The following is a 23,159-nucleotide window of genomic DNA, read 5'->3' on the forward strand; positions in this document are numbered from 1 at the left end:
GACCGTCAGGTCGTCCGCGAGGCGAGGCCGGCGTTGAGCGAATCGGTCAGGGGGGCATCCACCGCCCGCGGCGCGCCGTCGACCGACCGGATCGGCGCCGCATTCCGCACGCTCGACACCAGCCAGGCGGCGTCGGCGAGGCGGAGGTCCGCGGGCGTCAGCGCCTCGTACCCCGTCCTGTAGCCGTTGTGGGCGGCGATCTCGAAGACGCTCTCCTGCGTCGTTCCAGGCAGCAGGCCGAAGTCGGGTCGGGGGGTCACCAGCCGGCCGTCGAGCTTCAGGATGACCGTGGAGGTCGGCCCCTCGAGCAGCAGCCCGTCGCTCGAGACGAAAATCACATCGTCGGCGCCCCGGCGATGGGCCTCGCGGAGGGCCGCCTTGTTGACGGCGTACGACAGCGTCTTCGCGCCCTGCAGCAGCCACGGCGACGTCTGGGCCACGGTGCTGGGGTACCCGCGGTCGAGCAGCACCACGTCGATCCCGTCGGTGCGCTCCCGGCTGAAGTCTCCGCTCGGCTGCATCCAGACCCAGCCGGTCGGCCGGCCCGAACCCTCGACACCACGCGTGTAGAGCAGCTTCACGAAGGCCTCGGGCACCTCGGTGTGCCGGTCGACGGCGGCGAACACGCTCGTTCGCCAGGCCGCGAGGTGGGGAGCCGGGAGGTCGAGCATCGAGGCGGAGCGTTCGAGACGGGCGAGGTGGGCATCCAGAGCCTGCGGAATTCCGCCCACCACCGTGATGGTCTCGAAGATGCCGTCACCCCGGGTGATGCCGAGGTCGAGCGCGTTCGCGACCGGTGACAGAGGATCGGCGAAATGGTCGGCCGGCGCTCCGTGCCGTTCGGCCTCCGCCTGGCTGGGCGAGCCGAGCACCAGCAGAACAGGACTCGTCCTGGTGGTCATCAGCGTGCCCCCTCGCCGCTCGTCACGAAGTCGATCAGCTGTTCCACCCGGCCGAGCAGTTCCGGTTCGAGGTCGGTGTAGCTCCGCACCCGGCCGAGGATCCGCTGCCACGCCGCGGCGATGTCGGCCTGGTCGTCGTGGGGCCAGCCGAGCGAGGCGCAGATGCCGTGCTTCCACTCGATGTTCCGCGGGATGTTCGGCCAGGCCTCGATGCCGAGGCGCCCCGGTTTGACGGCCTGCCAGATGTCGATGTAGGGATGCCCGACGATGAGCACGGCGTTCTCGCCCTGCGCCCGCATCACGGCATCGGCGATCCGGGTCTCCTTCGACCCGCTCACCAGGTGGTCGACGAGCACTCCGACGCGGCGGGCCGGTGTCGGCTTGAACTCCTTCAGAACGGCGTCGAGGTGGTCGACGCCCTCGAGGTACTCCACGACCACGCCCTCCCCGCGGAGATCGTCGCCCCAGACCTTCTCGACGAGTTCGGCGTCGTGCCGGCCCTCGACGAAGATGCGGCTGGCCCGGGCGACCCTTGCACGGGCATCCGGAGCCTTCACCGAGCCTGACGCCGTGCGGAGTGCCCCGGCCGGCCGGGCCGCAGACGGGGCGACGAGGATGACCTGTGTGCCCTCGAACAGGAAGCCGCCGCCGAGCGGGAACATGCGGCGTCGGCCCCGCCGGTCTTCGAGTTCGACCATCTTTCCCTCTGTTCTCACGACGGAACCGCAGAAGTCACTGGCCACATCCTCGACGACGAGGTCGAAGGTGGCCTCCCTCGTGGGCGGCTTCTCGCGCACGGGCCGGCGTGAGAAATCTGCGAGAACGTCTGAGCTGTAGCGGTCGAAGGTCACCCGGACGACGTTAGTCGACCCACGGACGAGCGGCCGGGAGCGGCACGGTGGGTCGCCGTGGGCTCGCCGCGACACGCGGAACGGCGTTCAGATTGGCCCCACGAGTTGTACACACCCAGCATTCTCACGAGGGGCTATCGGCTACGCTGGACACCGAGTAAGGAGGCCATCACCATGCCAGACGACAGCGAATCAGAGTTCACTCGATCGCACAGCATTGTGCGCACCCCCGGCACGGGCGAGGCGGCTTCCGCAACACCGGGAACGGCGGCAGACCCCGGTACCAGCGCCATCGGTACGGCGGGCACCGACAGCACGATGAACCTCACCGGCGAGTTCGCCGCGCAGATGGCGGCCCTCGAAGGCGGAGTCACGCCCGAGGAGCTCGACGCCATCGCTGCGCTGCCCTCTGGATCGGCCCTGCTGATCGTCCGCCGGGGCCCGAGCGCGGGCGCGCGGTTCTTGCTCGACAAGCTCTCCTCGATCGCCGGCCGCCACCCCGACGCCGACGTCTTCCTCGACGACGTGACGGTCTCGCGCCGCCATGCGGAGTTCACCCGCTCCGGCACGACCTTCGCCGTGCGCGACCTGCACTCCCTCAACGGCACCTACTTCGACGGGGTGAGGGTCGACGACGCCCTTCTCGCCGACGGCTCGGAGATCCAGGTCGGCAAGTTCAGGCTCACCTTCTATCCCTCACGTCGTGACGTGGCGGCGAACGCAGAAGCCTAGTGGGCGCCTCGCCTGCTCGTACTCTGCCGGGCGGTTCCAACTCCCTGCCGGGTGGCGCCAGCTCGGGCGGTTCGGCCGCCCGGCTCCTCAGTATCGGGCAGGTGCTCTCGCAGCTCAGCCCCGAGTTCAGCGACATCAGCCCGTCAAAGCTCCGGTTCCTCGAGGAGCGAGGCCTGGTCTCACCGGCGCGCACCCAGTCGGGGTACCGCAAGTTCTCGAACGCCGACGTCGAACGCCTGCGCCTCGTGCTGGCGATGCAGCGCGACTGCTACCTGCCGCTGAACGTCATCAAGCAGTATCTGCACGACGTCGACGCCGGGCTCAATCCACCGATGCCGGGCGGCACCACCGCCACCGTTCCCTCGATGCTGGGCGGTGCCCGGCGGTTCTCCCGGAACGACCTGCTGAGCGAGACGGGGGCCACGGCGCAGTTGCTGAACGACGCCATCAGTGCCTCGTTGGTGACGGCGACGGAAACCTACGGTGATGGTGCGGTCGGCGTGCTGAAGGCGCTGGTCGAGCTGCAGAAGGTCGGCATCGAGCCCCGGCACCTCCGGGGCTTCCGTGCGGCAGCCGACCGCGAGGTCGGGCTGATCGAGAGCGCCCTGCTGCCCATCGCCCGGCGCAACACCGTCTCCAGTCGGGCCCAGATCGCCGAGCGGGCGGCCGAGATCTCCGGCCAGCTCGAGATCGTGCGCGGGAGCCTGATCCGGGCGGCTCTCGGCACGCTCGCTCCGTAGAACGGATAGGGTTCACACGACACGCCGGGGCGATTGGGCGGATGTCGTTGCCCGCATCACCTCACGTCGATAGCGTGGACTTCGAGAAGTACGAGAAAGGCAGACGATGAGTGAGCATGTCCACGGCGAGGAAGCTCGTTACGACCAGGGCTTGCTCTTCACCGACGGTCTGCCCGAGCTCGACGACGCAGCGGGCTACCGCGGTGCCGTCGCTGCTCGCGCTGCGGGTATCACCTACCGCCAGCTCGACTACTGGGCTCGCACATCCCTCGTCGAGCCCACCGTTCGTGGGGCAGCCGGATCAGGTTCGCAGCGCCTCTACGGATTCCGCGACATCCTGGTTCTGAAGCTCGTCAAGCGGCTGCTCGACACCGGTATCTCGCTGCAACAGATCCGCACCGCTATCGAGCAGTTGCGGGAGTCGGGCGTCACCGACCTCGCCCAGACCACGCTCATGAGCGATGGCGCAAGCGTCTACCTCTGCACGTCGAACGACGAGGTCATCGACCTGGTCAGCCGCGGCCAGGGTGTGTTCGGCATCGCCGTCGGCAAGGTGCTCCGCGAGGTCGAATCCTCGCTCGTCGAGCTCGGCACCGATGTGGCCGACCCGATGGACGAACTCGCGGCCCGTCGCGCCGCTCGCTCCGCCTGAGCCACAGTTCTCTGACCCGGTAGCCTGCAGGTCGCCATCCATCCACCGTTTCTTGTCGGTTTGGGTACTGTTTAGCGACAAAAAACGGTGGATCGACGAGACGGCGCGGGACACCTCAGTAGTCGGCGGGCGCATGCCCGAGGGCGCCGGACGGCTAGTGGTCGGCGGGGGTGCGGCCGGCCGTGGCCGCGGCGTCGGCGTAGTCGCCGATGCGGCCGGTGCGCATGACGCGCTCGAGCAACAGGTCGAAGTTGCGCGCCATCTCCTGCGCACCCTCACCCGGCCAGACGTGCAGCGGCTTTGCCGCACCCTGCGCCTGCTGGAGCGACGTGCGCTCCGGCAGCTGAGGCGAGAGCACGAGGGGCCCGAACATGTCGCGGAGCTCCTTGATGCGGAACTGGTGTTCGAGTGACTGCGACCGCACGCGGTTCACGATGATGCCGAGCGGCTGGAGCCGGGGGGAGAGACCGCGTCGGATCTCCTCGATCGCCCGGAGCGCCCGGTCGGCAGCGGCCACCGAGAACAGCCCGGGCTCGGTCACGACGGTCACGCGATCGCTCGCGGCCCACGCGGTGCGCGTGAGGGCGTTCAGCGACGGCGCGCAGTCGATCAGAACGAGGTCGTAGTCGCTCTCGACGGTGGCGAGTGCTTCTTCGAGCTTCCAGATGTCACGGATCGACGGATGCGGCCCGTCGAAGTTGAGGGCCGAAGGCGATCCGATCAGCACATCGATTGTGCCGCCCCGGTCTTTGGTCCAGCCGGAGGGGGCGATGGCCGCCCGAACGATCTTCTCTTTGGGCGAGGCGAGCACATCGGCGACGTTCAGGTGACCGGAGACGTTGATGTCCATGCCGGTCGAGACATCCGACTGCGGGTCGAGGTCCACCACGAGCGTGCGGAGACCCTTCGCGAACGCCGCGGAAGCCAGGCCGAGGGTGACGGTTGTCTTACCGACCCCGCCCTTGAGTGAGCTGACGCTGAGTACATGCACAATCGACTACGTTACCTTCACTAGGCTGGGAGAACCTAACTGTCTCCTGTATGCCGCATGGGTGCTGCACTGCTTCGGAAGGACCGTATGTTCGCCAAGATTCTGGTTGCCAATCGAGGAGAGATCGCGATCCGCGCGTTCCGCGCCGCGTACGAACTCGGAGCCAAGACGGTCGCCGTCTTCCCCTACGAGGATCGCAACTCGATGCACCGCCTGAAGGCCGATGAGGCCTACCAGATCGGCGAGATCGGGCATCCGGTTCGCGCCTACCTCGACGTGAGCGAGATCATCCGCGTCGCGAAGGAGTCGGGCGCCGACGCGATCTACCCCGGCTATGGCTTTCTGAGCGAGAACCCCGAGCTCGCATCCGCCGCCGCAGAGGCGGGCATCACCTTCATCGGCCCGGCGAACAATGTGCTCGAGATGGCGGGGAACAAGGTCACCGCGAAGGAGCACGCGATCGCGGCCGGCGTGCCGGTGCTGCGATCCACCCCTGCCACTCGCGACATCGAGGAACTGCTCGCGGGAGCCGACGACATCGGTTTCCCGATCTTCGCCAAGGCGGTCGCCGGCGGCGGCGGGCGGGGGATGCGCCGGGTCGAGACAAAAGAGGAACTCCGCAGCGCCCTCGAAGCGGCGATGCGCGAGGCCGACAGTGCGTTCGGCGACCCGACCATGTTCCTCGAGCAGGCAGTGCTCCGGCCGCGCCACATCGAGGTGCAGATCCTCGCCGACACGCAGGGCAACACCGTGCACCTGTTCGAGCGCGACTGCTCCGTGCAACGCCGCAACCAGAAGGTCGTCGAGATCGCTCCCGCCCCGAATATCAGCGACGAGCTCCGCGAGGCGCTGCACAGCGACGCCATCAAATTCGCGAAGTCGATCAACTACGTCAACGCGGGCACGGTCGAGTTCCTCGTCGACACGGTGGGGGAGCGCGCGGGCGAGCATGTCTTCATCGAGATGAATCCGCGCATCCAGGTCGAGCACACGGTGACCGAGGAGGTCACCGACGTCGACCTCGTGCAGTCGCAGATGCTGATCGCCTCAGGGTCGAGCCTCGAAGAGCTCGGTCTGACCCAGGATCGCATCGTGCTCCGCGGCGCCGCCCTGCAGTGCCGCATCACGACCGAGGACCCGAACGCGGGTTTCCGGCCCGACACGGGCAAGATCACGACCTACCGCTCACCGGGTGGTTCGGGCATCCGGCTCGACGGCGGCACGGTCGCCGCTGGCGCGCAGATCAGCCCCCACTTCGACTCGATGCTCGTGAAGCTCACCTGTCGCGGGCGCGACTTCCCCGCCGCGGTGCGCCGCTCGAAGCGCGCCCTCGCCGAGTTCCGCATCCGCGGCGTCAGCACGAACATCCCGTTCCTGCAGGCCGTGCTCGAAGACCCGTCGTTCGCGGCCGGCGACCTCAGCACCGCCTTCATCGAGGAGCGGCCCGAACTGTTCGCGACGCATGTGTCGAAAGACCGTGGGTCGAAGATCGTCAACTGGCTGGCCGACGTCACCGTCAACCAGCCGAACGGCAAGCGCGTCGGCACGGTGAACCCTGTCGCGAAGCTTCCCGAGATCGACATCACGACGCCGGCTCCGGATGGATCGCGGCAGAGGCTGCTCGCCCTGGGCCCCGTCGGCTTCGCCGCAGACCTCCGCGCGCAGACGGCGCTCGGCGTCACCGAGACGACGTTCCGGGATGCCCACCAGAGCCTTCTCGCAACGAGAGTGCGCACGAAGGACCTGCTGACGGTCGCGCCCTACGTCGCGCGCCTGACGCCCGAGCTCCTGAGCGTCGAAGCCTGGGGCGGAGCAACCTACGACGTCGCCCTGCGGTTCCTCGGCGAGGACCCGTGGGAGCGCCTCGCAGCGCTCCGCGAGGCCCTGCCGAACATCAACATCCAGATGCTGCTGAGAGGCCGCAACACCGTCGGCTACACGCCGTACCCGACGGAGGTCACCGACGCGTTCGTGAAGGAGGCGGCATCCACCGGTGTGGACATCTTCCGCATCTTCGATGCACTGAACGACGTCAGCCAGATGCGACCCGCAATCGAGTCCGTGCTCGCCACCGGCACCACTCTGGCGGAGGTCGCGGTCTGCTACACCGGCGACCTGCTCGACCCGGCCGAGGATCTCTACACCCTCGACTACTACCTGAAGCTCGCCGAGCAGATTGTCGGGGCGGGTGCGCACATCCTCGCCATCAAGGACATGGCGGGGCTCCTCCGGCCCTACGCGGCCGAGAAGCTGGTGGCGGCGTTCCGGGAGAACTTCGACGTTCCCGTGCACGTGCACACCCACGACACCGCGGGCGGCCAGCTCGCGACCCTGCTTGCGGCGAGCCGCGCGAGCGCTGACGCGGTGGATGTCGCGAGTGCCCCCATGTCGGGCACGACCTCGCAGCCCAGCGCCTCCGCGCTCGTCGCGGCGCTGGCCCACACCGAGCGGGACACCGGCCTGTCCCTCCAGGCGGTCAGCGACCTCGAGCCCTATTGGGAGGCCGTGCGGGAGCTGTATCGTCCGTTCGAGTCCGGACTTCCGGGCCCCACCGGGCGCGTCTACAAGCACGAAATCCCGGGCGGCCAGCTGTCGAATCTCCGCCAGCAGGCCATCGCGCTCGGCCTCGCCGACCACTTCGAGAAGATCGAAGACCTGTACGCCGCCGCCAACAGCATCCTCGGCCGCATCCCGAAGGTCACACCGTCTTCGAAGGTGGTCGGAGACCTCGCCCTGCACCTCGCGGCCGTCGGAGCCGACCCGGCCGATTTCGAAGCCCATCCGGGCAACTACGACATCCCTGACTCGGTGATCGGCTTCATGGCCGGCGAGCTCGGCGACCTGCCGGGCGGCTGGCCAGAACCCTTCCGTTCGAAAGTGCTCGAAGGCAAGAAGATCACCATCGGAGTGACGGAGGTCAGCGACGACGACAAGGCGCTCATCGGTCCCGCCGCGACATCCGCCGACCGTCGCTCGACGCTCAACCGGCTGCTCTTTCCGGGCCCGACAGCCGCCTTCGAGCAGCAGCGTGAGACCTACGGCGACCTGAGCGTCGTCGAGACCGCCGATTATCTCTTCGGCCTGAACCAGGGCGACGAGCACGTCGTCGAGCTCTCACCCGGTGTGCAGCTGTTCATCGGCCTCGAGGCGATCGGCGAGGTCGACGAGAAGGGGATGCGCGCGGTCATGACCATCCTGAACGGCCAGCTGCGGCCGGTGCAGGTGCGCGACGCGAACGTCAAGGTCACCGTTACCCAGGCGGAGAAGGCGGATGCGTCCCGTCCCGGCCACGTCGCGGCACCGTTCTCGGGCGTGGTGACGCTGAAGGTCGAGGAGGGCTCGGTCATCGCGGCCGGCGACGCCATTGCGACCATCGAGGCGATGAAGATGGAGGCGGCGATCACGTCGCCCGTGGGCGGCACCGTCAGGCGGCTCGCGATCCCGAAGACGCAGCAGGTGGAGGCGGGCGACCTGCTGGTGGTCGTCGAGGGGTAAGCGGGCGCGGTGGGGCATCCGGGGCGGGGCTGAACCGGTAAAATCGGTTCCGCCCTACAACGAGGAGTGCCCCCTGTGACTGCCCGCGAGATCCGAATCTTCGGAGATCCCGTTCTCAAGACCGTCAGCGACGAGATCGGCGTCATCGACGACCGGGTGCGGGCGCTGGTGGATGACCTGCTCGACTCGGTTCGCCTGCCGGGCCGTGCCGGAGTGGCCGCCTCGCAGATCGGGGTGAACCTCCGCGCGTTCAGCTACAACGTCGACGGCGAGCTCGGTTACCTGCTGAACCCGCGCCTCGTGGAGGTCTCGGGCGAGCCCGTGCTGATGGACGAGGGCTGCCTCTCGGTGCCGAACCTGTGGTTCAAGACGCTCCGCTACCCGTTCGCCCGCGCCGTCGGGCTGAATCTCGACGGCGAGGAGGTCGAGGTGTCAGGTACAGGTGTGATGGCGCAGGCGCTGCAGCACGAGACCGACCACCTCGACGGGATGCTCTACCTCGACCGTCTCGAGAAGGAGACCCGTCGGCAGGCGATGCGCGAGGTGCGCGAGTCCGACTGGTTCTGACCGTCCCCGCCCCCCACCCCCGGCCCGTGCTCCCGCCCGGCCCCGTCGTCCGTGAGACGGCTGCGCGCATCCGCAGCCTCATTCGCCCCCGGCCCCCCGTTGTTCGTGAGACGCCCGCGCGCAGGTGAGACGCGCACGCCGGTCTCACTTGGCCGCAACCGTCTCACGTCGCGCCAGCTGGCGCTCAGTGCGCGCGACGACTCAGCGCGCGCGACGGCTCAGTGCGCGGCGACGACTCAGTGCGCGAAGACTCAGTGCGCGACGGAGATGCCCTCGGTCGCCGGGGCGCTGGAGTACATGCGCTCGATCACGTCGGAGAAGTCCGAGACGATCACGCTCCGCTTGATGGTGAGCTTCGGCGTGAGGTGACCGCTCTCCTCCGTGAGGTCTGAGGGCAGCACGATGAACTTGCGGATCGACTCGGCCCTCGAGACCGTGGCGTTCGCGGCATCCACCGCCCGCTGGATCTCGGCGAGCACCGCCGGGTTCTGCGATGCCTCGGCGAGCGTCATGTCCTTCTTCTCGCCGTGGTTGCCGAGCCAGACGGGCAGCATCTCGGTGTCGAGCGTGACGAGCGCGGAGATGAAGGGCTTCTGGTCGCCGACGACGACGACCTGGCCGACCAGGGGGTTCGCGCGGATGGGGTCTTCGAGCACGGCAGGCGCGACGTTCTTGCCACCGGCGGTGACGATGATCTCCTTCTTGCGGCCCGTGATGGTGAGGAAGCCGTCGTCATCGAGCGCACCGATGTCGCCGGTGCGGAACCACTCACCGTCCATCGCCTCGGCCGTGGCCTTCTCGTTGTTCCAGTAGCCCGCGAACACGTTGATGCCGGAGACCTGGATCTCGCCGTCCTCAGCGATCCGGACGCCCACCCCCGGCAGGGGCGGACCGACCGTGTCGATCTTGAACTGGTCGGTCAGGTTCACGGTCGCCGGTGCCGTCGTCTCGGTGAGGCCGTAACCTTCGAGGATCGTGATGCCGAGGCTCCGGTAGAAGTGGCCGAGGCGGTGGCCGAGCGGCGCGGAACCCGAGACGGCGTACTTCGTGCGACCGCCGAGCGCGGCACGGAGCTTCGAATAGACGAGGCGATCGAAGAGCGCGAAGCGGAGCTTCAGGCCGAGCGGCACGCTGCCGGCATCCAGTGCCTCAGAGTGCGCGATCGCCACGGCGGCGGCCTGACGGAAGATCTTGCCGCGGCCGGCGCCCTCAGCCTTCTGCTCCGACGAGTTGTAGACCTTCTCGAACACCCGCGGAACCGCGAGCAGGAAGGTCGGCTTGAACGATCCGAGGGCGGGCAGCAGCTGCTTGGTGTCGGCCTGGTGCCCCACCTTCACACCCGCGTGGATGCAGATGATCGAGATGAACCGGGCGAACACGTGCGCGGTCGTGATGAAGAGGAGGGTGGAGGCGCCGTCATTCACGACATCGGCGAGTTTGACCGCGGCGTTCCGGGAGAGCTCCACGAAGTTCGAGTGCGTCAGGATGCAGCCCTTCGGGCGCCCCATCGTGCCCGAGGTGTAGATGAGGGTGGCGAGGTCGCTTCCCTTCGCGAGGGAGCGGCGACGCTCCACCTCGGCGTCGTCGACCCCAGTTCCGCCGGCGACGATCTTGTCGAGGTCGCCGAGGCCGACCTGCCAGACCTTCGAGACGAGGGGGAGGTCGGCCGCGACTTCGTCGAAGCGGGCGAAGTGGTCGGGGGTCTCGACGAGCACCGCGACGGCCCCGGAGTCGCTGAGGCTCCACTGCACCTGTGAGGGAGAGGACGTCTCGTACACAGGCACGAGAACCGCACCGGCGAACCAGGTCGCGAAGTCGATCAAGGTCCACTCGTAGCGCGTGCGGCACATCAGGCCGATCTTGTCGCCCGGCCCGATTCCGGCTGCGATGAGCCCCTTGGCGAGGGCCCGCACCTGATTGAGGAACTCGGTGGCCGAGACATCCGTCCACCCGCCGGTGCCCGACGGCACGGCGAACAGCGGCGCGTCGGGCGTGAGCGCGACCCGCTTCACCAGCAGGTCGGTCGCGTTGGCCTCGGGATCGGCCGCGACGACGGCGGGGGCGACAAACTGGTCCACGGTGACTCCTTCGGTTCCTTACCCGCCGAGTCTATCGGTGGGCGATCACAGCCGACTGTGGGCGGATCGTCAGCCTTCGCTGCACGGATGATTCGACACAGGCCCCCCGCGACAGCGAAGATGTCTCTGTGCAAGCCATAGGAATCGACATTGGCGGAACGAAGATCGCGGGCGCGCTCGTCGACGAGCTGGGAACCATCCTGCGCTCCGACCGGCAGCCGACCTCGGCCAGCAGTCCGCAGCTCATAGAAGACGCCGTCGTCGCGATGGTCGAACGACTCTCCGAAGGTGCGGAGGTCGAAGCCGTCGGTGTTGCCGCGGCGGGGTTCATCGACGCCGCGCAGTCGACCGTCTACTACGCGCCGAACATCGCCTGGCGGAATGAGCCGTTCCGGGAGAAGCTCGAACGGCGCCTGCACAAACACATCATCGTGGAGAACGACGCGAATGCCGCCGGTTGGGCGGAGTTCCGCTTCGGTGCGGGCCGGCTCGTGAGCGACATGGTCATCCTCACCATCGGCACGGGCGTGGGCGGGGCGATCGTCTCCGGCGACAAGCTGTTCCGCGGTGGTTTCGGTGCTGCCGCCGAACTCGGCCACCTGCGTGTCGTCCCCGACGGACTGCCCTGCGGCTGCGGCGCGCGCGGCTGCATCGAGCAGTATGGATCGGGCCGCGCCCTCCTCCGCACCGCGAACGAACTCGCCGATGCGGGCGGCGTCGGCATCGGCCTCGCGGATGCCCGGGCCCGGGTCGGCACCCTGACCGGGCTCGACGTGAGCGAGCTCATCCAGAGCGGGGACCCGGGTGCGCTGCTGGCTCTTCGCACCCTCGGGCACTGGTTGGGGCAGGCGTCGGCCAGTCTCGGCGCCGTTCTCGACCCACAGCTGTTCGTCATCGGCGGGGGAGTCGCGCAGGCGGGGGAGCTGCTGCTCGACCCGATCCGTTCGGCCTACCTCGACGTGCTGCCGGCGCGGGGGTTCCACCCGGAACCCGAATTCCGCATCGCGGAGCTGGTCAACGACGCCGGAGTGGTCGGTGCCGCCGACCTCGCGCGGCTGTATGCCGAGTCCATCTGACCGGTCGGCGTCCCGTAGAATCGGGGCCAGACGCAAGGACGACGATGTTTTACTGGTTCATGAAGTACATAGTTGCCGGCCCGATCGTGAAGGCCGTCTTCCGCCCGTGGGTGCGGGGCGCCGAGAACATTCCCCAGACGGGCGGTGCCATCCTCGCGAGCAACCACCTCTCTTTCGCCGACTCCGTCTTTTTGCCGCTGATGATGGATCGGCGCGTCAGCTTTCTGGCGAAGAGCGAGTACTTCACGGGTAAGGGCCTGAAGGGCCGGCTCGTCAAACTGTTTTTCACAGCCACCGGGCAGCTGCCGATCGACCGTTCGGGCGGCAAGGCCTCCGAGGCGTCCCTGAACACGGGGCTCGAGGTTCTCGGCAAGGGCGACCTGCTCGGCATCTACCCCGAAGGCACGCGGAGCCCTGACGCGAAGATGTACCGCGGCCGCACCGGCGTGGCACGCATGGTGCTCGAGGCGGGGGTGCCGATCATCCCGGTCGCCATGATCGACACTGAGAAGGTGATGACGGTGGGATCGGGCATCCACATCCGCCGGATTGGCATCGTGTTCGGCGAGCCACTAGATTTCTCTAGGTTCGAAGGCATGGAATCCGACCGGTTCGTACTTCGTTCGATCACCGACGAGATCATGTACGAACTGCACCGCATCAGCGGTCAGGAATACTCCGATGTGTATGCGACTTCTGTGAAGGACAAGCGCACGCGGGCGCGACGGTGAACGGCCCGAGGGCCGACCTGTGGGCAAAATTCGAGAAAAGTGTTGTCGTGATAGATCTGTCTGAACGTGTCGTCGAAGCTGAAGCATCGGTCATCGACGGTCTCGACAACTGGCGGGGCCTCGTGGCCAAGCAGCAGCCCGAATGGCCGGATCGCGGCGCGGTCGAAGCCGCCTCGGCGCAGCTGTCGAAGTTCCCGCCGCTGGTGTTCGCCGGTGAGGTGGACACGCTCCGCGACCGCCTCGCCACGGCCGCCTCGGGCCAGGCTTTCCTTCTGCAGGGCGGCGACTGCGCCGAGACCTACGCTGGTGCGACCGCCGACCAGATCCGCAACCGTATCAAGACGGTGCTGCAGATGGCGGTCGTTCTCACCTACGGTGCCTCCATGCCCGTCATCAAGATGGGCCGGATGGCCGGGCAGTTCGCGAAGCCCCGGTCGAGCGACACCGAGACACGGGGCGGCGTGACGCTGCCCGCCTACCGCGGTGACATCGTGAACGGCTACGACTTCACGCCGGAATCCCGCACGCCCGATCCCGCGCGGCTCGTCGAGGGATACCACACCTCCGCGTCGACGCTGAACCTGATCCGGGCCTTCACGCAGGGCGGTTTCGCCGACCTTCGCGAGGTGCACCACTGGAACAAGGGGTTCACGTCGAACCCGGCGAACGCCCGCTACGAAGACCTGGCGCGGGAGATCGACCGCGCCATCCGGTTCATGATCGCGTGCGGCGCCGACTTCGAGGCGCTGAAGCGCACCGAGTTCTACACGGCGCACGAGGCGCTGCTGTTCGACTACGAGCGGCCGATGACGCGCATCGACTCGCGCACGGGCACGCCCTACAACACGTCGAGCCACTTCCAGTGGATCGGGGAGCGCACGCGCGACCTCGACGGTGCGCACATCGACTTCCTCTCGCGGGTTCGGAACCCGATCGGCGTCAAGCTCGGGCCGTCGACGTCGCCCGACGACATGATGCGGCTGATCGACAAGCTCGACCCTGCCCGTGAGCCCGGTCGCCTGACGTTCATCACCCGCATGGGTGCCGGGAAGATCCGGGATGCCCTGCCGCCGCTGCTCGAAGCGATCAAGGCCTCGGAGGCCACACCCCTCTGGGTGACGGACCCGATGCACGGCAACGGCCTCACCACCCCCAACGGCTACAAGACCCGCCGTTTCGACGACGTTGTCGACGAGGTCAAGGGCTTCTTCGAGGCCCACCGCGCTGCGGGAACGCACCCGGGCGGCATCCACGTGGAGCTCACGGGTGACGATGTCACCGAGTGTCTCGGCGGCTCGGAGCACATCGACGAGGCGACCCTCTCGACCCGATACGAGTCGCTCTGCGACCCGCGGCTGAACCACATGCAGTCGCTGGAGCTGGCGTTCCTGGTGGCGGAGGAGCTCCGCGGGGCGAAGCTGCCCCTGTAGCTCAAGCCCGCCGCGCTGCTCGTCCGTCCGCACCGAATGCGCTGGGTAGAACCGCGGCGCCAGGCGCGATGGTCTGGCCGAGCGCATTCCGTGGCGACTGCGTCGACGCGAGTGGTGTCCGGAAAGCGCGCGGTAGGCGCGGGGGAGCCGGGTCAGAAGCCGGCGAAGCTGACCGCGACACTCGAGCCGCGGTCGAGTGTGGTGCCAGGGGCGGGATCCGTGCCGCTCACGACGAACGCCGCCGGGGCGAGGTCGGCGTACGGGCTGTACTTCAGGGTGAAGCCGGCGGCCTGGAGGGCAGCCTTCGCATCGGCCCAGTTCTTGCCCGCGACATCCGGAACAGGCACGGGGGCCGGGCCCTTCGACGTGTTCAGGGTGATCGTGTTGCCGGGCACGATGGGCGACGGGGGCAGGCCGACCGAGATGACGTCGCCCTCGGGGATGCTCTCGCTGTAGTCGCTGGATCCGGTCGTGGTCTGGAGGTTCACCGCGCCGAGGGCGGCTGCCGCGTCGGCGGGCGACTTTCCGACCACGTCGGGGATGCCACCGAGCGAGACGACGAACGAGATGGGCTGCTGTTCGCCGTAGGTTGCGCCGAGGGGCTGTCCGTCCGCGCCTAGCGCCTGCATCACGGTGCCCGCCGCGACGTCTCCCGCGAACTGGCCCTGGCTGCCCGTCACGGTGAAGAGGCCGGCGACGGCGGCGGTCGCGGCGTCCTGCATCGAGCCGACGAGGGGCGGCACGGTGAGCTGCGCAGGGCCGGCCGAGACGATGAGCGAGATCGCGGACCCGTTCGGCACTGCAGCGCCGTCACCCGGATCCGTGCCGATCAGGCTGCCGACGGGTACGGTCGGGCTGGTCGCGGACTCGGGTTCCGCGACCAGGAGGCCGAGCGCCTGGAGGGTCGCGGTGGCGTCGGCCGGGGTCTGCGCGGTGACCGAGGGGACGTTGACGTGACCGCCGGGGCCGGAGCTGAAGTACCAGCCCGCACTGCCGCCGACCGCGACCAGGACGACGATGAGCAGGAAGATGATCCAGCCGCGCTTCCGCCGCCGTGTGTTTCGCGCCTGGAGCTTTTCGACGGATCCGCCCGACCGGCTGCCCGGTGCGGCAGGCGCACTCATTCCCCTGTGGTCGGATGTCGCGGACGGGGTTGCTCCCGGTTCCGGAGCCAGGCGCGGTGCGCCCGCGATCGAGGCCCTCGCACCGGCCTTCGGGCCGGGCGCGCCGAACCCTGCGGCGAAGCCAGTCGTTCCGCCCACCGCTCCGGCCGCGGCCGTGGATCCCGCCGCGGGAGCACCTGCACCGCCGGCGAACCCGCCCGCAGCAGCCGCACCCGTACCGCTACCTGCACCCACGGCGATGCCACCGGCAGCGACACCACCTGCAGCGGCTGCCCTCGCCTTCGCCGCCCGCGCCGCCGCGCGGCGACTGCCCCGCGCCTTCTGCGGTCGGAGAACCTGCGTCTCGCTCTCGTCGTCGAACCCGGTGAGACCGTCATCGTCGCCGAATCCGCGGCCGTCGTAACGGCCGGTCTCGTCGGCGAACCCGGCGCCGGCACCGCCGTTCCCGGCGTGCACGCCCGCGCCACTCGCCGCAGCGTAGCCCGCGGCAGCACCAGAACCAGCCCCAGCTCCGCCAGCCCCAGCACCGCCGCCCGCTGTCAGCCGCCCATTCAGACCCGTAATCATGCCGGCCGGCATCACTGTCGTCTGCGTTGTTGTCGCGGCAGAACCCCGGGACCCCGCAACAGCCTGCCGCGCCGAGCTCGCGACCGCTGCCTCGGCCTCCAGCAGCCGCTCGAGCAGGTCGCGCGCGTCGTGCGGCCGGTCATCCGGCGACTTCGCCGTGGCCCACGCCACCAGCTCGTCGACCTCGTTCGGGATCCCCGCGATGCGCACCGATGGCGCCGGCACCGTCTCGTTGGCGTGCTGGAACGCGATCTGCATCGGCTGCTCACCGAGGTAGGGCTGCTCGCCGACGAGCATCTCGTACATCATGATGCCCGACGCGTAGAGGTCGCTCCGGGCATCCGCGACGCCGCGCGTCAGCAGTTCGGGGGAGAGGTAGGCGATCGTGCCGAGCAGGGCCTGGCCCGTGGCGGTGTTGGCGGATGCCGCCCGCGCCAGCCCGAAGTCGCCGATCTTGATGCGGCCGTCGTCGGCCAGAAGCACGTTCTCGGGTTTGACGTCGCGGTGCACGATGCCGGCCTTGTGGGCGGCGGCGAGCCCGCCGAGCACCGCCTCCATGATGTCGAGCGTCTGCTCGGTGGTGAGTCGGCCGTAGTCCTTCAGCAGATCGCGGAGCGTCATGCCGGGCAGGTACTCCATGACCATGAAGGCCATCTCTTCGTGCTGGCCCTGGTCGAAGACGCTGACCACGTTCGGGTGGGCGAGCCGGGCCGCAGACCGGGCTTCCTGCACGAATCGTTCGCGGAACGCCTCGTCGTCGGCGAGGTGACCGTGCATGATCTTGATGGCCACCCGCCGGTCGAGGCGCAGGTCGTTCGCCACGTAGACGGTCGCCATGCCGCCGCGGGCGATGCGCGACACGACCTGGTACCGACCGTCGACGAGACGATCGATCATGGGGTCGGTGGGCGCGCTGGTCACGCCCCGATTGTAAATCCAAGAACGCGCCGATCCCTGTATCGACATAGCCCGAGCCGATACCGCTACCGAATCGAGATTTCAAGGGATTGTCGCCTAGGACCGTCGCCGTGCCATCCTTGACGGGTGAGTGAGACTTCTGACGGCCGCATCTGGCTGAGCGTTCCCGACCTCGCCGACCGGTTCGGCACCACCATCAGCAAGGTACGGAAGCTCATCGAGGAGCGTTCCCTGCTCGCGACCCGCCGGGACGGCATCCTGTCGGTTCCGGAGGTCTTCATCGTCGACAACGCCCCGATGAGCGAGCTGAAGGGCACGATCATCGTGCTGAACGACAGCGGCTTCTCGAACGACGAAATGATGCAGTGGATGCTCGAACCCGAGGATTCGCTCGGAGTAGCCCCCATCGACGCGCTCCTCGCCGGCCGGAAGGCCGAGGTGCGCCGCATCGCCCAGGCCCTCGGCTAGAGCTCGGCGTCACGCCTCAGGCGTCGCGCTGGGTGATGGCGCGGGCCAGGGCCGCGAGCTCGATCCTGGCGGGCTCCGCGAGGGGCGCAGCCGCCAGCGCTGAAAGCGCGTCGTCGGTGTGCCGGGCGATCAGCGACTCGACGCGGTCGGCTGCCCCGCTGTCGGAGATGGTCGCCTGAAGGGTCGAGATCTGCTCCGGCGTGAGGTCGGGGTCGCCGAGCATCTCGTCGAAGATGCGCCGGCTGCCCGATCCGAGTGTCTGCCGGGCGAGGGCGATGAGCACGGTGCGCTTGCCTTCCCTCAGATCGTCGCCTGACGGCTTGCCCGTGCGCGCGCTGTCGCCGAAGACACCGAGCAGGTCGTCGCGCAGCTGGAAGGCGATGCCGAGCGGCAGCCCGAACGCGCGGAGCGCCTCGATCTGGGCACCGGATGCCCCGTGCAGGTGCGCTCCCAGAACGAGCGGAGCCTCGACGCTGTACTTGGCCGACTTGTAGACGATGACCCGTTCCGCGCGGGGCAGCAGCTCCGCTTCGGCGACGACGGGCCACGCGCTCTCCTCGAGCACGTCGAGATATTGGCCGAGTGTCACTTCGACGCGCATCCTGTTGAACTCACGGCGGGTGGATGACCGAGGCCCGGGTTCGAGCGCGTCGAGTGCGTCGCCGACCAGCTCGTCGCTCCACGCCAGGAGCAGGTCGCCCATCAGGATGGCGCTGGCGCGGCCGTAGGCCGGAGCGTTGCCGACGAACCCGTTCGAGACGTGCAGGTCTTCGAACCGCCGGTGCGCCGCGGGCATGCCGCGGCGGGTGTCCGAGTTGTCGATGATGTCGTCGTGCACGAGGGCCGCGGCGTGGAAGAACTCCAGGGCCGTGCACAACCCGACGAGCGCTCGGAACTCGGTCTCGCCCGGCCCCGAACCGTAGCCCGTGGCCTGCTCGGCGCTCCGGATGTCGGGCTCCAACACTGATCTCCAGCCCCAATAGCAGAATTGGGCGCGGAACCGCTTGCCTCCGCTGAGAAGATTCCGCGAAAATTCGCCGAAAGGAGTCAATTCGTTCGCGATAGAGGCGAGAATGGGATCACGGTCAGTGAGGAATTCGACGATGTTGCTGTCGACGAACTTCGTCAGGCGTGTACTTTCAGTCACGCGCCTAGCCTAGCTACGATCGCGGCAGTATCATTTGACGGCGCGGTACCATTCGGACCGCTCCCACACTGAGCTGCGTACTACGGTCGATACCGAACCTAGAGGTGAATGAAATGCCGCTTTCGGAGCAAGAGCAGAAGCTCCTCGATGAGATGGAGCGCAGTCTCTACCACAACGACGCCGATTTCGTGTCGGCTGTCGGTGCCGGCAGAGGGCGGCTGAGCTACAGCTCGCTGGTTCTCGGTGTGCTGCTGGCCATCGTCGGGCTCGCCGTCGTGATCGTGGGTGTGGTGATCCACATCCCCCTCATCGGCATCCTGGGTTTCGCCGTGATGTTCACCGGCGTTCTCGTGGCCCTCCGTCCCACGAAGTCGCTCGGCAGGATGCGCGGCGGGAGTTCCCCCTCCGGTGCCGGCTCAGCCGGCACGCCCGGGCCGCAACGTGGCACCGCGAATCGCGCAGGCTTCATGGATCGACTGAACGACCGCTGGGACGACCGCAACGACAAGAACGAGTAGCACCAGGCACACCCCACAGACGCTCCACAAGTAGACCGGCCCACACGGGCCGGTCTTTTTTTGTGCCCGGATGGAGGGTTCAGCGCGCCAGTGGAGGAAAACACCAGCAAAGTGGAGGGAAGTGGAGTAACGTGGAGCCATACCCGCAGTCTGGCCGGAAATGAGGGGAGTGAAGGAGCATGTTCCTTGGTACCTACACCCCCAAACTCGACGACAAAGGTCGCATCATCCTCCCGGCCAAGTTCCGCGAAGAACTTTCGAGCGGAGTCGTCATGACCCGTGGGCAGGAACACTGCATCTACGTGTTCTCCACGCGGGAATTCGAGTCCGTGCACGAAAAGATCCGCCAGGCTCCCGTGACCGACAAGAAGGCGCGTGACTACCTCCGCGTTTTCCTGTCCGGCGCGAGTGCGGAAAACCCCGACAGCCAGCACCGGGTCACTGTGCCGGCACCACTTCGCACCTATGCGGGCCTCGACCGCGACCTCGTCGTGATCGGTGCGGGTTCCCGGGCCGAGATCTGGGACGCAGAGGCCTGGGAGACCTACCTCGCCGAACAGGAAGCCGCCTTCTCCGAGACCGACGAGGAGGTGATCCCGGGACTCTTCTGATGTTCCGCGCCCCGTGACTCCCAGCCGTTCGCCCTGACACACTTCCCCGGTGCCAGGTCGACTCGGATGGGGATCAGGGGGCACGGCCCGCCAGCACCCGTCATCCATGGAGATCTCCCGCATCCACACCCCTGTCATGCTCGAACGCTCGATCGACCTGCTCGGCCCGGCCATCGAGGCCCCGGGCGCCGTGCTCGTCGACGGCACCCTCGGGCTCGGCGGCCACGCCGAAGCCTTCCTCACCCGCTTCCCCCAGCTCACGCTCGTGGGCCTTGACCGCGACCTCGAAGCGCTTGCGCTGGCCGGCGAGCGGCTCGCTGCGTTCGGCGAGCGGGCGAAGCTGGTGCACTGCCGTTACGACGAGATCCGGGATGCCCTCCACGGGCTCGGCTACGACACGGTTCAGGGCATCCTGCTCGATCTGGGTGTCTCGTCGATGCAGCTCGACCGTGCCGAGCGCGGTTTCGCGTACTCGAAGGATGCGCCGCTCGACATGCGGATGGACGGCACGGCAGAGCTGACCGCCGAGGAGATCCTCGCCGAGTACTCCGAGCACGACCTCCGGCGGATCTTCTGGGAGTACGGCGAGGAGCGGCTGGCCGCACGGTTCGCCCGCCGCATCGTGGAGCGCCGCACCGAGAACCGTCTCGTGCGCTCGGCCCAGCTTGTGGACCTGTTGTCGAAGGCGACCCCCGCAGCACTCGCCCGCCAGGGCCACCCGGCCAAGCGGGTCTTCCAGGCCCTCCGCATCGAGGTGAACCAGGAACTGGCCTCGCTCGAGGCTGTCGTTCCCGCCGCAATCGCTTCGCTGGCACTCGGCGGCCGGATGGTCGTGCTGTCGTACCAGTCGCTCGAAGACCGCATCGTCAAGCGTGCGCTCGCGGCCGCCACCACGTCGTCAACTCCGCCCGGCCTGCCGGTGGAGCTACCGGAACACCAGGCGCAGCTGAAGCTGCTCGTTCGTGGCGCCGAGCTCGCCTCCGACGACGAGAAGGCCGCAAATCCCCGATCCACCCCCGTGCGCCTCCGCGCGGCCGAGCGAGTGAGAGTCGCATCATGACCAGTGTCGCCCCGTCCCGTCCCCGAATCTCCACAGCCGCCACGGCGGTGGCCGATCCGTATGTCGACCCCTTCGACGATGCGTTCCTCGGCGACTACTCGCCGCTGACGAAACCGAAGTCCCCGTTCAGCATCGCGGCGCGCGGTGTGCTCCGGAGGCGCAAGCCCAAGCTCGCCTACGCGGCGGTCGTCGTCGTCGGTGTCTTCTCAATCGTCGTGGCGCAGCTGATGCTGAGCATCGGCCTGTCGAACGGTGCCTACGAGATCTCGTCGCTCCAGACCGAGCAGAAGGAGATCGACCGCTCCAACAGCGCTCTGTCCGAGCAACTCGACGGGCTCTCCGCGCCGCAGAGCCTGGCCGCCAGCGCGGAGGCCCTCGGCATGGTCGCCAACGTGCATCCGGCCTACCTGCGGCTCTCCGACGGTGCTGTGCTCGGCACGCCCACGACGGCGTCGTCGGCGTCCGGTTCGCTCACGAATGGGCAGCCGTCGCTGGTGCCGAACGCGCTGACCGCGGCCGCTGCCTCTGCTGCTGCGGCAGCGGGCGCCGCCCCGGCTGCCGCGACCGGCACCCCCGCGACCACCGCAGGCACCCCTGTCGGTGCTCCGAGCGCGCCTCCCGCCGCTGCGGCAGCGGGCGCAGTACCGTGGCAGGGCCAGCTTCCGGCCCCGACGACTCACTGAACCTCACCCGTTAGGACATCGCAACCGTGAGCAGTTCACGCACCACACGCAACCGCGTCGCCGTCTCCATCGTCGTCATCGTCGCCCTTGTCGCCGTGCTGGTGGTGCGTCTGGTCGACATCCAGGTCGTGCAGGCCAGCGACCTGAACGCCCAGTCGTACGACAAGCTCTCGGTCGGCCAGTCGATCTACGGGCCGCGCGGCGACATCGTCGACGCCAACGGCGCGGTGCTCGCCACCACGGTCATCCGGTACAACGTGACGGCCTCGCCGAAGGATGTCGCGGACTACACACCGACCGATCCCACGACCGGTGCCGACCTGCCCGACGTCACCCCGACGGAGGCTTCGGCGAAGATCGCGGCCATCACCGGCCAGACCGCCGACCAGGTCTACGCGCTGCTGACGGCCGACCGCACCTCGTCGTACGCCATGATCGTCAAGGATCTCGACCTCGACAAGTACCGAGCCGTCGTGGCGCTCGCCATCCCGTGGCTCTACTACGAGACCTCTCCCCAGCGCGTCTACCCGAACGGCAGTGTCGCCGGCAACATCGTGGGATTCATGGGCAACGACGCAAGCGGCGCCCTCACCGGCACAGGGGGCCTCGAGGAGAAGGAGAACCAGTGCCTCGCGGGCTCCGACGGGCTTCAGACCTACGAGAAGGGCGCTGACGGGGTCGCGATCCCGAACACGACGGTCCTCGACAAGGAACCGGTCGATGGTTCGACCGTCGTGACGACGATCGACAGCGACCTGTCGTATTACTCGCAGCAGGTGCTCGCCCAGCAGGTGACCGCCACGGGCGCCGAGTGGGGGAGCGTCGTCGTCACCGAGGTGAAGACCGGCAAGCTGCTCACGGTCGCCCAGTACCCGACACCCGACCCGAACAACCTTGATGCGACACCGGCCAAATATTGGGGCGCCATCGCGTTCTCGAGCCCGTTCGAGCCCGGCTCGACCTTCAAGGCGGAGTCCGCGGCGACCATCATCGATGCGGGTAAGGGCACACCCAGCACGGGCACGATCGTGCCGCAGCGCTACAAGACCCCGGGCGGTGCCGTGATCACCGACGACGAGTCCCACGGTGCCGATCCGATGACGCTCACCGGAATCATCGAGACCTCCTCGAACGTCGGCATCTCGCTGCTCAGTTCGATGCTGACCGACCAGCAGCGCTACGAGTACATGAAGAAGTTCCACCTCGGTGAGACCAGCGAGGTGAACTTCCCGGGCGAGTCGGAGGGCACCATCCGCACCCCCGCCGAATGGGACGAGCAGACCCTCTGGAACACCGCCTTCGGCCAGGGTCTCACCACCACGGCCGTGCAGGTCGCCAGCATGTACCAGACCCTCGGGAACGGCGGCGTGCGGATGCCCGTCTCCCTCGTCGCAGGCTGCAAGTCGGCCGACGGCACGATGACCGAGACCCCTTCGACCCAGGGTGAGCAGGTCGTCTCGCAGACCGCTGCGCAGGAGACGGTCAACATGATGCAGAGCGTCGTTTCCGGCGGTTATGCAGCGTCGCTGCTGAAGATCCCGGGCTACAACGTGGCCGCGAAGACGGGCACGGCAGAGGTCAGCAACGGCGAGGGAGCCTACGGCGGAGGGTACCTGACGAGCGTCGCGGGCCTCGCCCCGGCAGAGAACCCGCAGTACGTCGTTTCGGTCAACCTGATGAAGCCGGTTACCATTACTAACGGTTCAGCTGCCGCTCCGGTCTTCCAGAAGATCATGTCGCAGGTGCTCCAGAAGTACCGTGTGGCGCCTTCGACGGTTCCCGCGGTCGAATACCCGACCAGCTATTGAACTCGCGAGG

General features: G+C 68.1%; 20 protein-coding genes and 1 pseudogene. 14 read left to right on the forward strand and 7 right to left on the reverse strand.

Annotated elements, in window-relative coordinates; translation table 11 throughout:
- Positions 1-5: 5 nt before the first annotated feature.
- The gene (locus B7R22_RS07185) at positions 6-902 is read right to left on the reverse strand and encodes an aminodeoxychorismate lyase (RefSeq protein ID WP_116411099.1); all 897 of its coding nucleotides are present in this window, start codon (positions 900-902) and stop codon (positions 6-8) included.
- Positions 902-1,753 carry a DUF3097 domain-containing protein gene (locus tag B7R22_RS07190; protein WP_116411100.1) on the reverse strand — a complete coding sequence of 284 codons (852 nt, stop codon included), beginning with the start codon at positions 1,751-1,753 and terminating at the stop codon, positions 902-904. Before B7R22_RS07190 ends, B7R22_RS07185 begins: the two co-directional genes overlap by 1 nt.
- A gap of 318 nt (positions 1,754-2,071) precedes the next feature.
- Between B7R22_RS07190 and B7R22_RS07195 the strand changes: the two genes are divergently transcribed.
- From B7R22_RS07195 to B7R22_RS07205, 3 genes are all read left to right on the forward strand, one after another.
- Positions 2,072-2,485 carry an FHA domain-containing protein gene (locus B7R22_RS07195; protein ID WP_253258939.1) on the forward strand — a complete coding sequence of 138 codons (414 nt, stop codon included), beginning with the start codon at positions 2,072-2,074 and terminating at the stop codon, positions 2,483-2,485.
- Between the two features lie 44 nt (positions 2,486-2,529).
- Positions 2,530-3,225: a transcriptional regulator FtsR gene (gene ftsR, locus B7R22_RS07200; protein ID WP_116411128.1), complete on the forward strand. Its 696-nt coding sequence runs from the start codon at positions 2,530-2,532 to the stop codon at positions 3,223-3,225.
- Between the two features lie 106 nt (positions 3,226-3,331).
- Positions 3,332-3,877, forward strand: a complete 546-nt coding sequence (locus B7R22_RS07205; RefSeq protein WP_116282725.1) for a MerR family transcriptional regulator — start codon at positions 3,332-3,334, stop codon at positions 3,875-3,877.
- Between the two features lie 154 nt (positions 3,878-4,031).
- Here the strand turns inward: B7R22_RS07205 and B7R22_RS07210 are convergent, their stop codons facing one another.
- The gene (locus B7R22_RS07210; RefSeq protein ID WP_116411101.1) at positions 4,032-4,868 is read right to left on the reverse strand and encodes a ParA family protein; all 837 of its coding nucleotides are present in this window, start codon (positions 4,866-4,868) and stop codon (positions 4,032-4,034) included.
- Positions 4,869-4,955: 87 nt separating this feature from the next.
- On the opposite strand from B7R22_RS07210, the gene B7R22_RS07215 reads away from it, so the two are divergent.
- Together B7R22_RS07215 and B7R22_RS07220 are read left to right on the forward strand one after the other, a co-directional pair.
- Complete coding sequence (locus B7R22_RS07215; protein WP_116411102.1) at positions 4,956-8,363, forward strand: pyruvate carboxylase; 3,408 nt, start codon at positions 4,956-4,958, stop codon at positions 8,361-8,363.
- A gap of 75 nt (positions 8,364-8,438) precedes the next feature.
- Entirely contained in the window at positions 8,439-8,930 is a 492-nt protein-coding gene (locus tag B7R22_RS07220) for a peptide deformylase (protein ID WP_116411103.1), read from the forward strand.
- A 251-nt stretch (positions 8,931-9,181) separates the two neighbouring features.
- Here B7R22_RS07220 and B7R22_RS07225 read toward each other — a convergent pair whose 3' ends face one another.
- Positions 9,182-11,008, reverse strand: a complete 1,827-nt coding sequence (locus B7R22_RS07225) for an AMP-dependent synthetase/ligase (protein ID WP_116411104.1) — start codon at positions 11,006-11,008, stop codon at positions 9,182-9,184.
- 128 nt (positions 11,009-11,136) lie between these two features.
- On the opposite strand from B7R22_RS07225, the gene B7R22_RS07230 reads away from it, so the two are divergent.
- Genes B7R22_RS07230 through B7R22_RS07240 form a run of 3 tightly spaced genes read left to right on the forward strand, consistent with a single transcriptional unit; the run spans position 11,137 to position 14,245 of the window.
- Positions 11,137-12,084: an ROK family glucokinase gene (locus tag B7R22_RS07230; protein WP_116411105.1), complete on the forward strand. Its 948-nt coding sequence runs from the start codon at positions 11,137-11,139 to the stop codon at positions 12,082-12,084.
- Between the two features lie 44 nt (positions 12,085-12,128).
- Entirely contained in the window at positions 12,129-12,815 is a 687-nt protein-coding gene (locus tag B7R22_RS07235) for a lysophospholipid acyltransferase family protein (RefSeq protein WP_116411106.1), read from the forward strand.
- 47 nt (positions 12,816-12,862) lie between these two features.
- A complete protein-coding gene (locus tag B7R22_RS07240) occupies positions 12,863-14,245 on the forward strand; it encodes a class II 3-deoxy-7-phosphoheptulonate synthase (protein WP_116411129.1) in 1,383 nt (460 codons plus the stop codon).
- A 152-nt stretch (positions 14,246-14,397) separates the two neighbouring features.
- Here the strand turns inward: B7R22_RS07240 and B7R22_RS20430 are convergent, their stop codons facing one another.
- Positions 14,398-15,948, reverse strand: a complete 1,551-nt coding sequence (locus tag B7R22_RS20430; protein ID WP_437184142.1) for a PASTA domain-containing protein — start codon at positions 15,946-15,948, stop codon at positions 14,398-14,400.
- Between the two features lie 89 nt (positions 15,949-16,037).
- Positions 16,038-16,833: pseudogene (locus B7R22_RS20435) on the reverse strand (protein kinase domain-containing protein); the annotation flags it as partial.
- Positions 16,834-16,980: 147 nt separating this feature from the next.
- On the opposite strand from B7R22_RS20435, the gene B7R22_RS07250 reads away from it, so the two are divergent.
- On the forward strand, positions 16,981-17,322 hold the full coding sequence (locus B7R22_RS07250; RefSeq protein WP_116411108.1) for an Rv2175c family DNA-binding protein: 342 nt from the start codon (positions 16,981-16,983) through the stop codon (positions 17,320-17,322).
- Between the two features lie 16 nt (positions 17,323-17,338).
- Here the strand turns inward: B7R22_RS07250 and B7R22_RS07255 are convergent, their stop codons facing one another.
- On the reverse strand, positions 17,339-18,469 hold the full coding sequence (locus B7R22_RS07255) for a polyprenyl synthetase family protein (protein WP_116411109.1): 1,131 nt from the start codon (positions 18,467-18,469) through the stop codon (positions 17,339-17,341).
- 113 nt (positions 18,470-18,582) lie between these two features.
- Between B7R22_RS07255 and B7R22_RS07260 the strand changes: the two genes are divergently transcribed.
- From B7R22_RS07260 to B7R22_RS07280, 5 genes are all read left to right on the forward strand, one after another.
- Entirely contained in the window at positions 18,583-18,987 is a 405-nt protein-coding gene (locus B7R22_RS07260; RefSeq protein ID WP_116411110.1) for a DUF3040 domain-containing protein, read from the forward strand.
- Positions 18,988-19,166: 179 nt separating this feature from the next.
- Positions 19,167-19,598, forward strand: a complete 432-nt coding sequence (mraZ, locus tag B7R22_RS07265; protein ID WP_116411111.1) for a division/cell wall cluster transcriptional repressor MraZ — start codon at positions 19,167-19,169, stop codon at positions 19,596-19,598.
- Between the two features lie 106 nt (positions 19,599-19,704).
- The gene (rsmH, locus tag B7R22_RS07270) at positions 19,705-20,658 is read left to right on the forward strand and encodes a 16S rRNA (cytosine(1402)-N(4))-methyltransferase RsmH (protein WP_116411112.1); all 954 of its coding nucleotides are present in this window, start codon (positions 19,705-19,707) and stop codon (positions 20,656-20,658) included.
- Positions 20,655-21,341 carry a hypothetical protein gene (locus tag B7R22_RS07275; RefSeq protein WP_116411113.1) on the forward strand — a complete coding sequence of 229 codons (687 nt, stop codon included), beginning with the start codon at positions 20,655-20,657 and terminating at the stop codon, positions 21,339-21,341. Before rsmH ends, B7R22_RS07275 begins: the two co-directional genes overlap by 4 nt.
- A gap of 26 nt (positions 21,342-21,367) precedes the next feature.
- Positions 21,368-23,149: a peptidoglycan D,D-transpeptidase FtsI family protein gene (locus B7R22_RS07280; protein WP_253258935.1), complete on the forward strand. Its 1,782-nt coding sequence runs from the start codon at positions 21,368-21,370 to the stop codon at positions 23,147-23,149.
- The last annotated feature ends 10 nt before the right edge of the window (positions 23,150-23,159 follow it).

Origin of the sequence: Subtercola boreus (genome assembly GCF_003399635.1) — a bacterium.
Taxonomy (GTDB): domain Bacteria; phylum Actinomycetota; class Actinomycetes; order Actinomycetales; family Microbacteriaceae; genus Subtercola; species Subtercola boreus_B.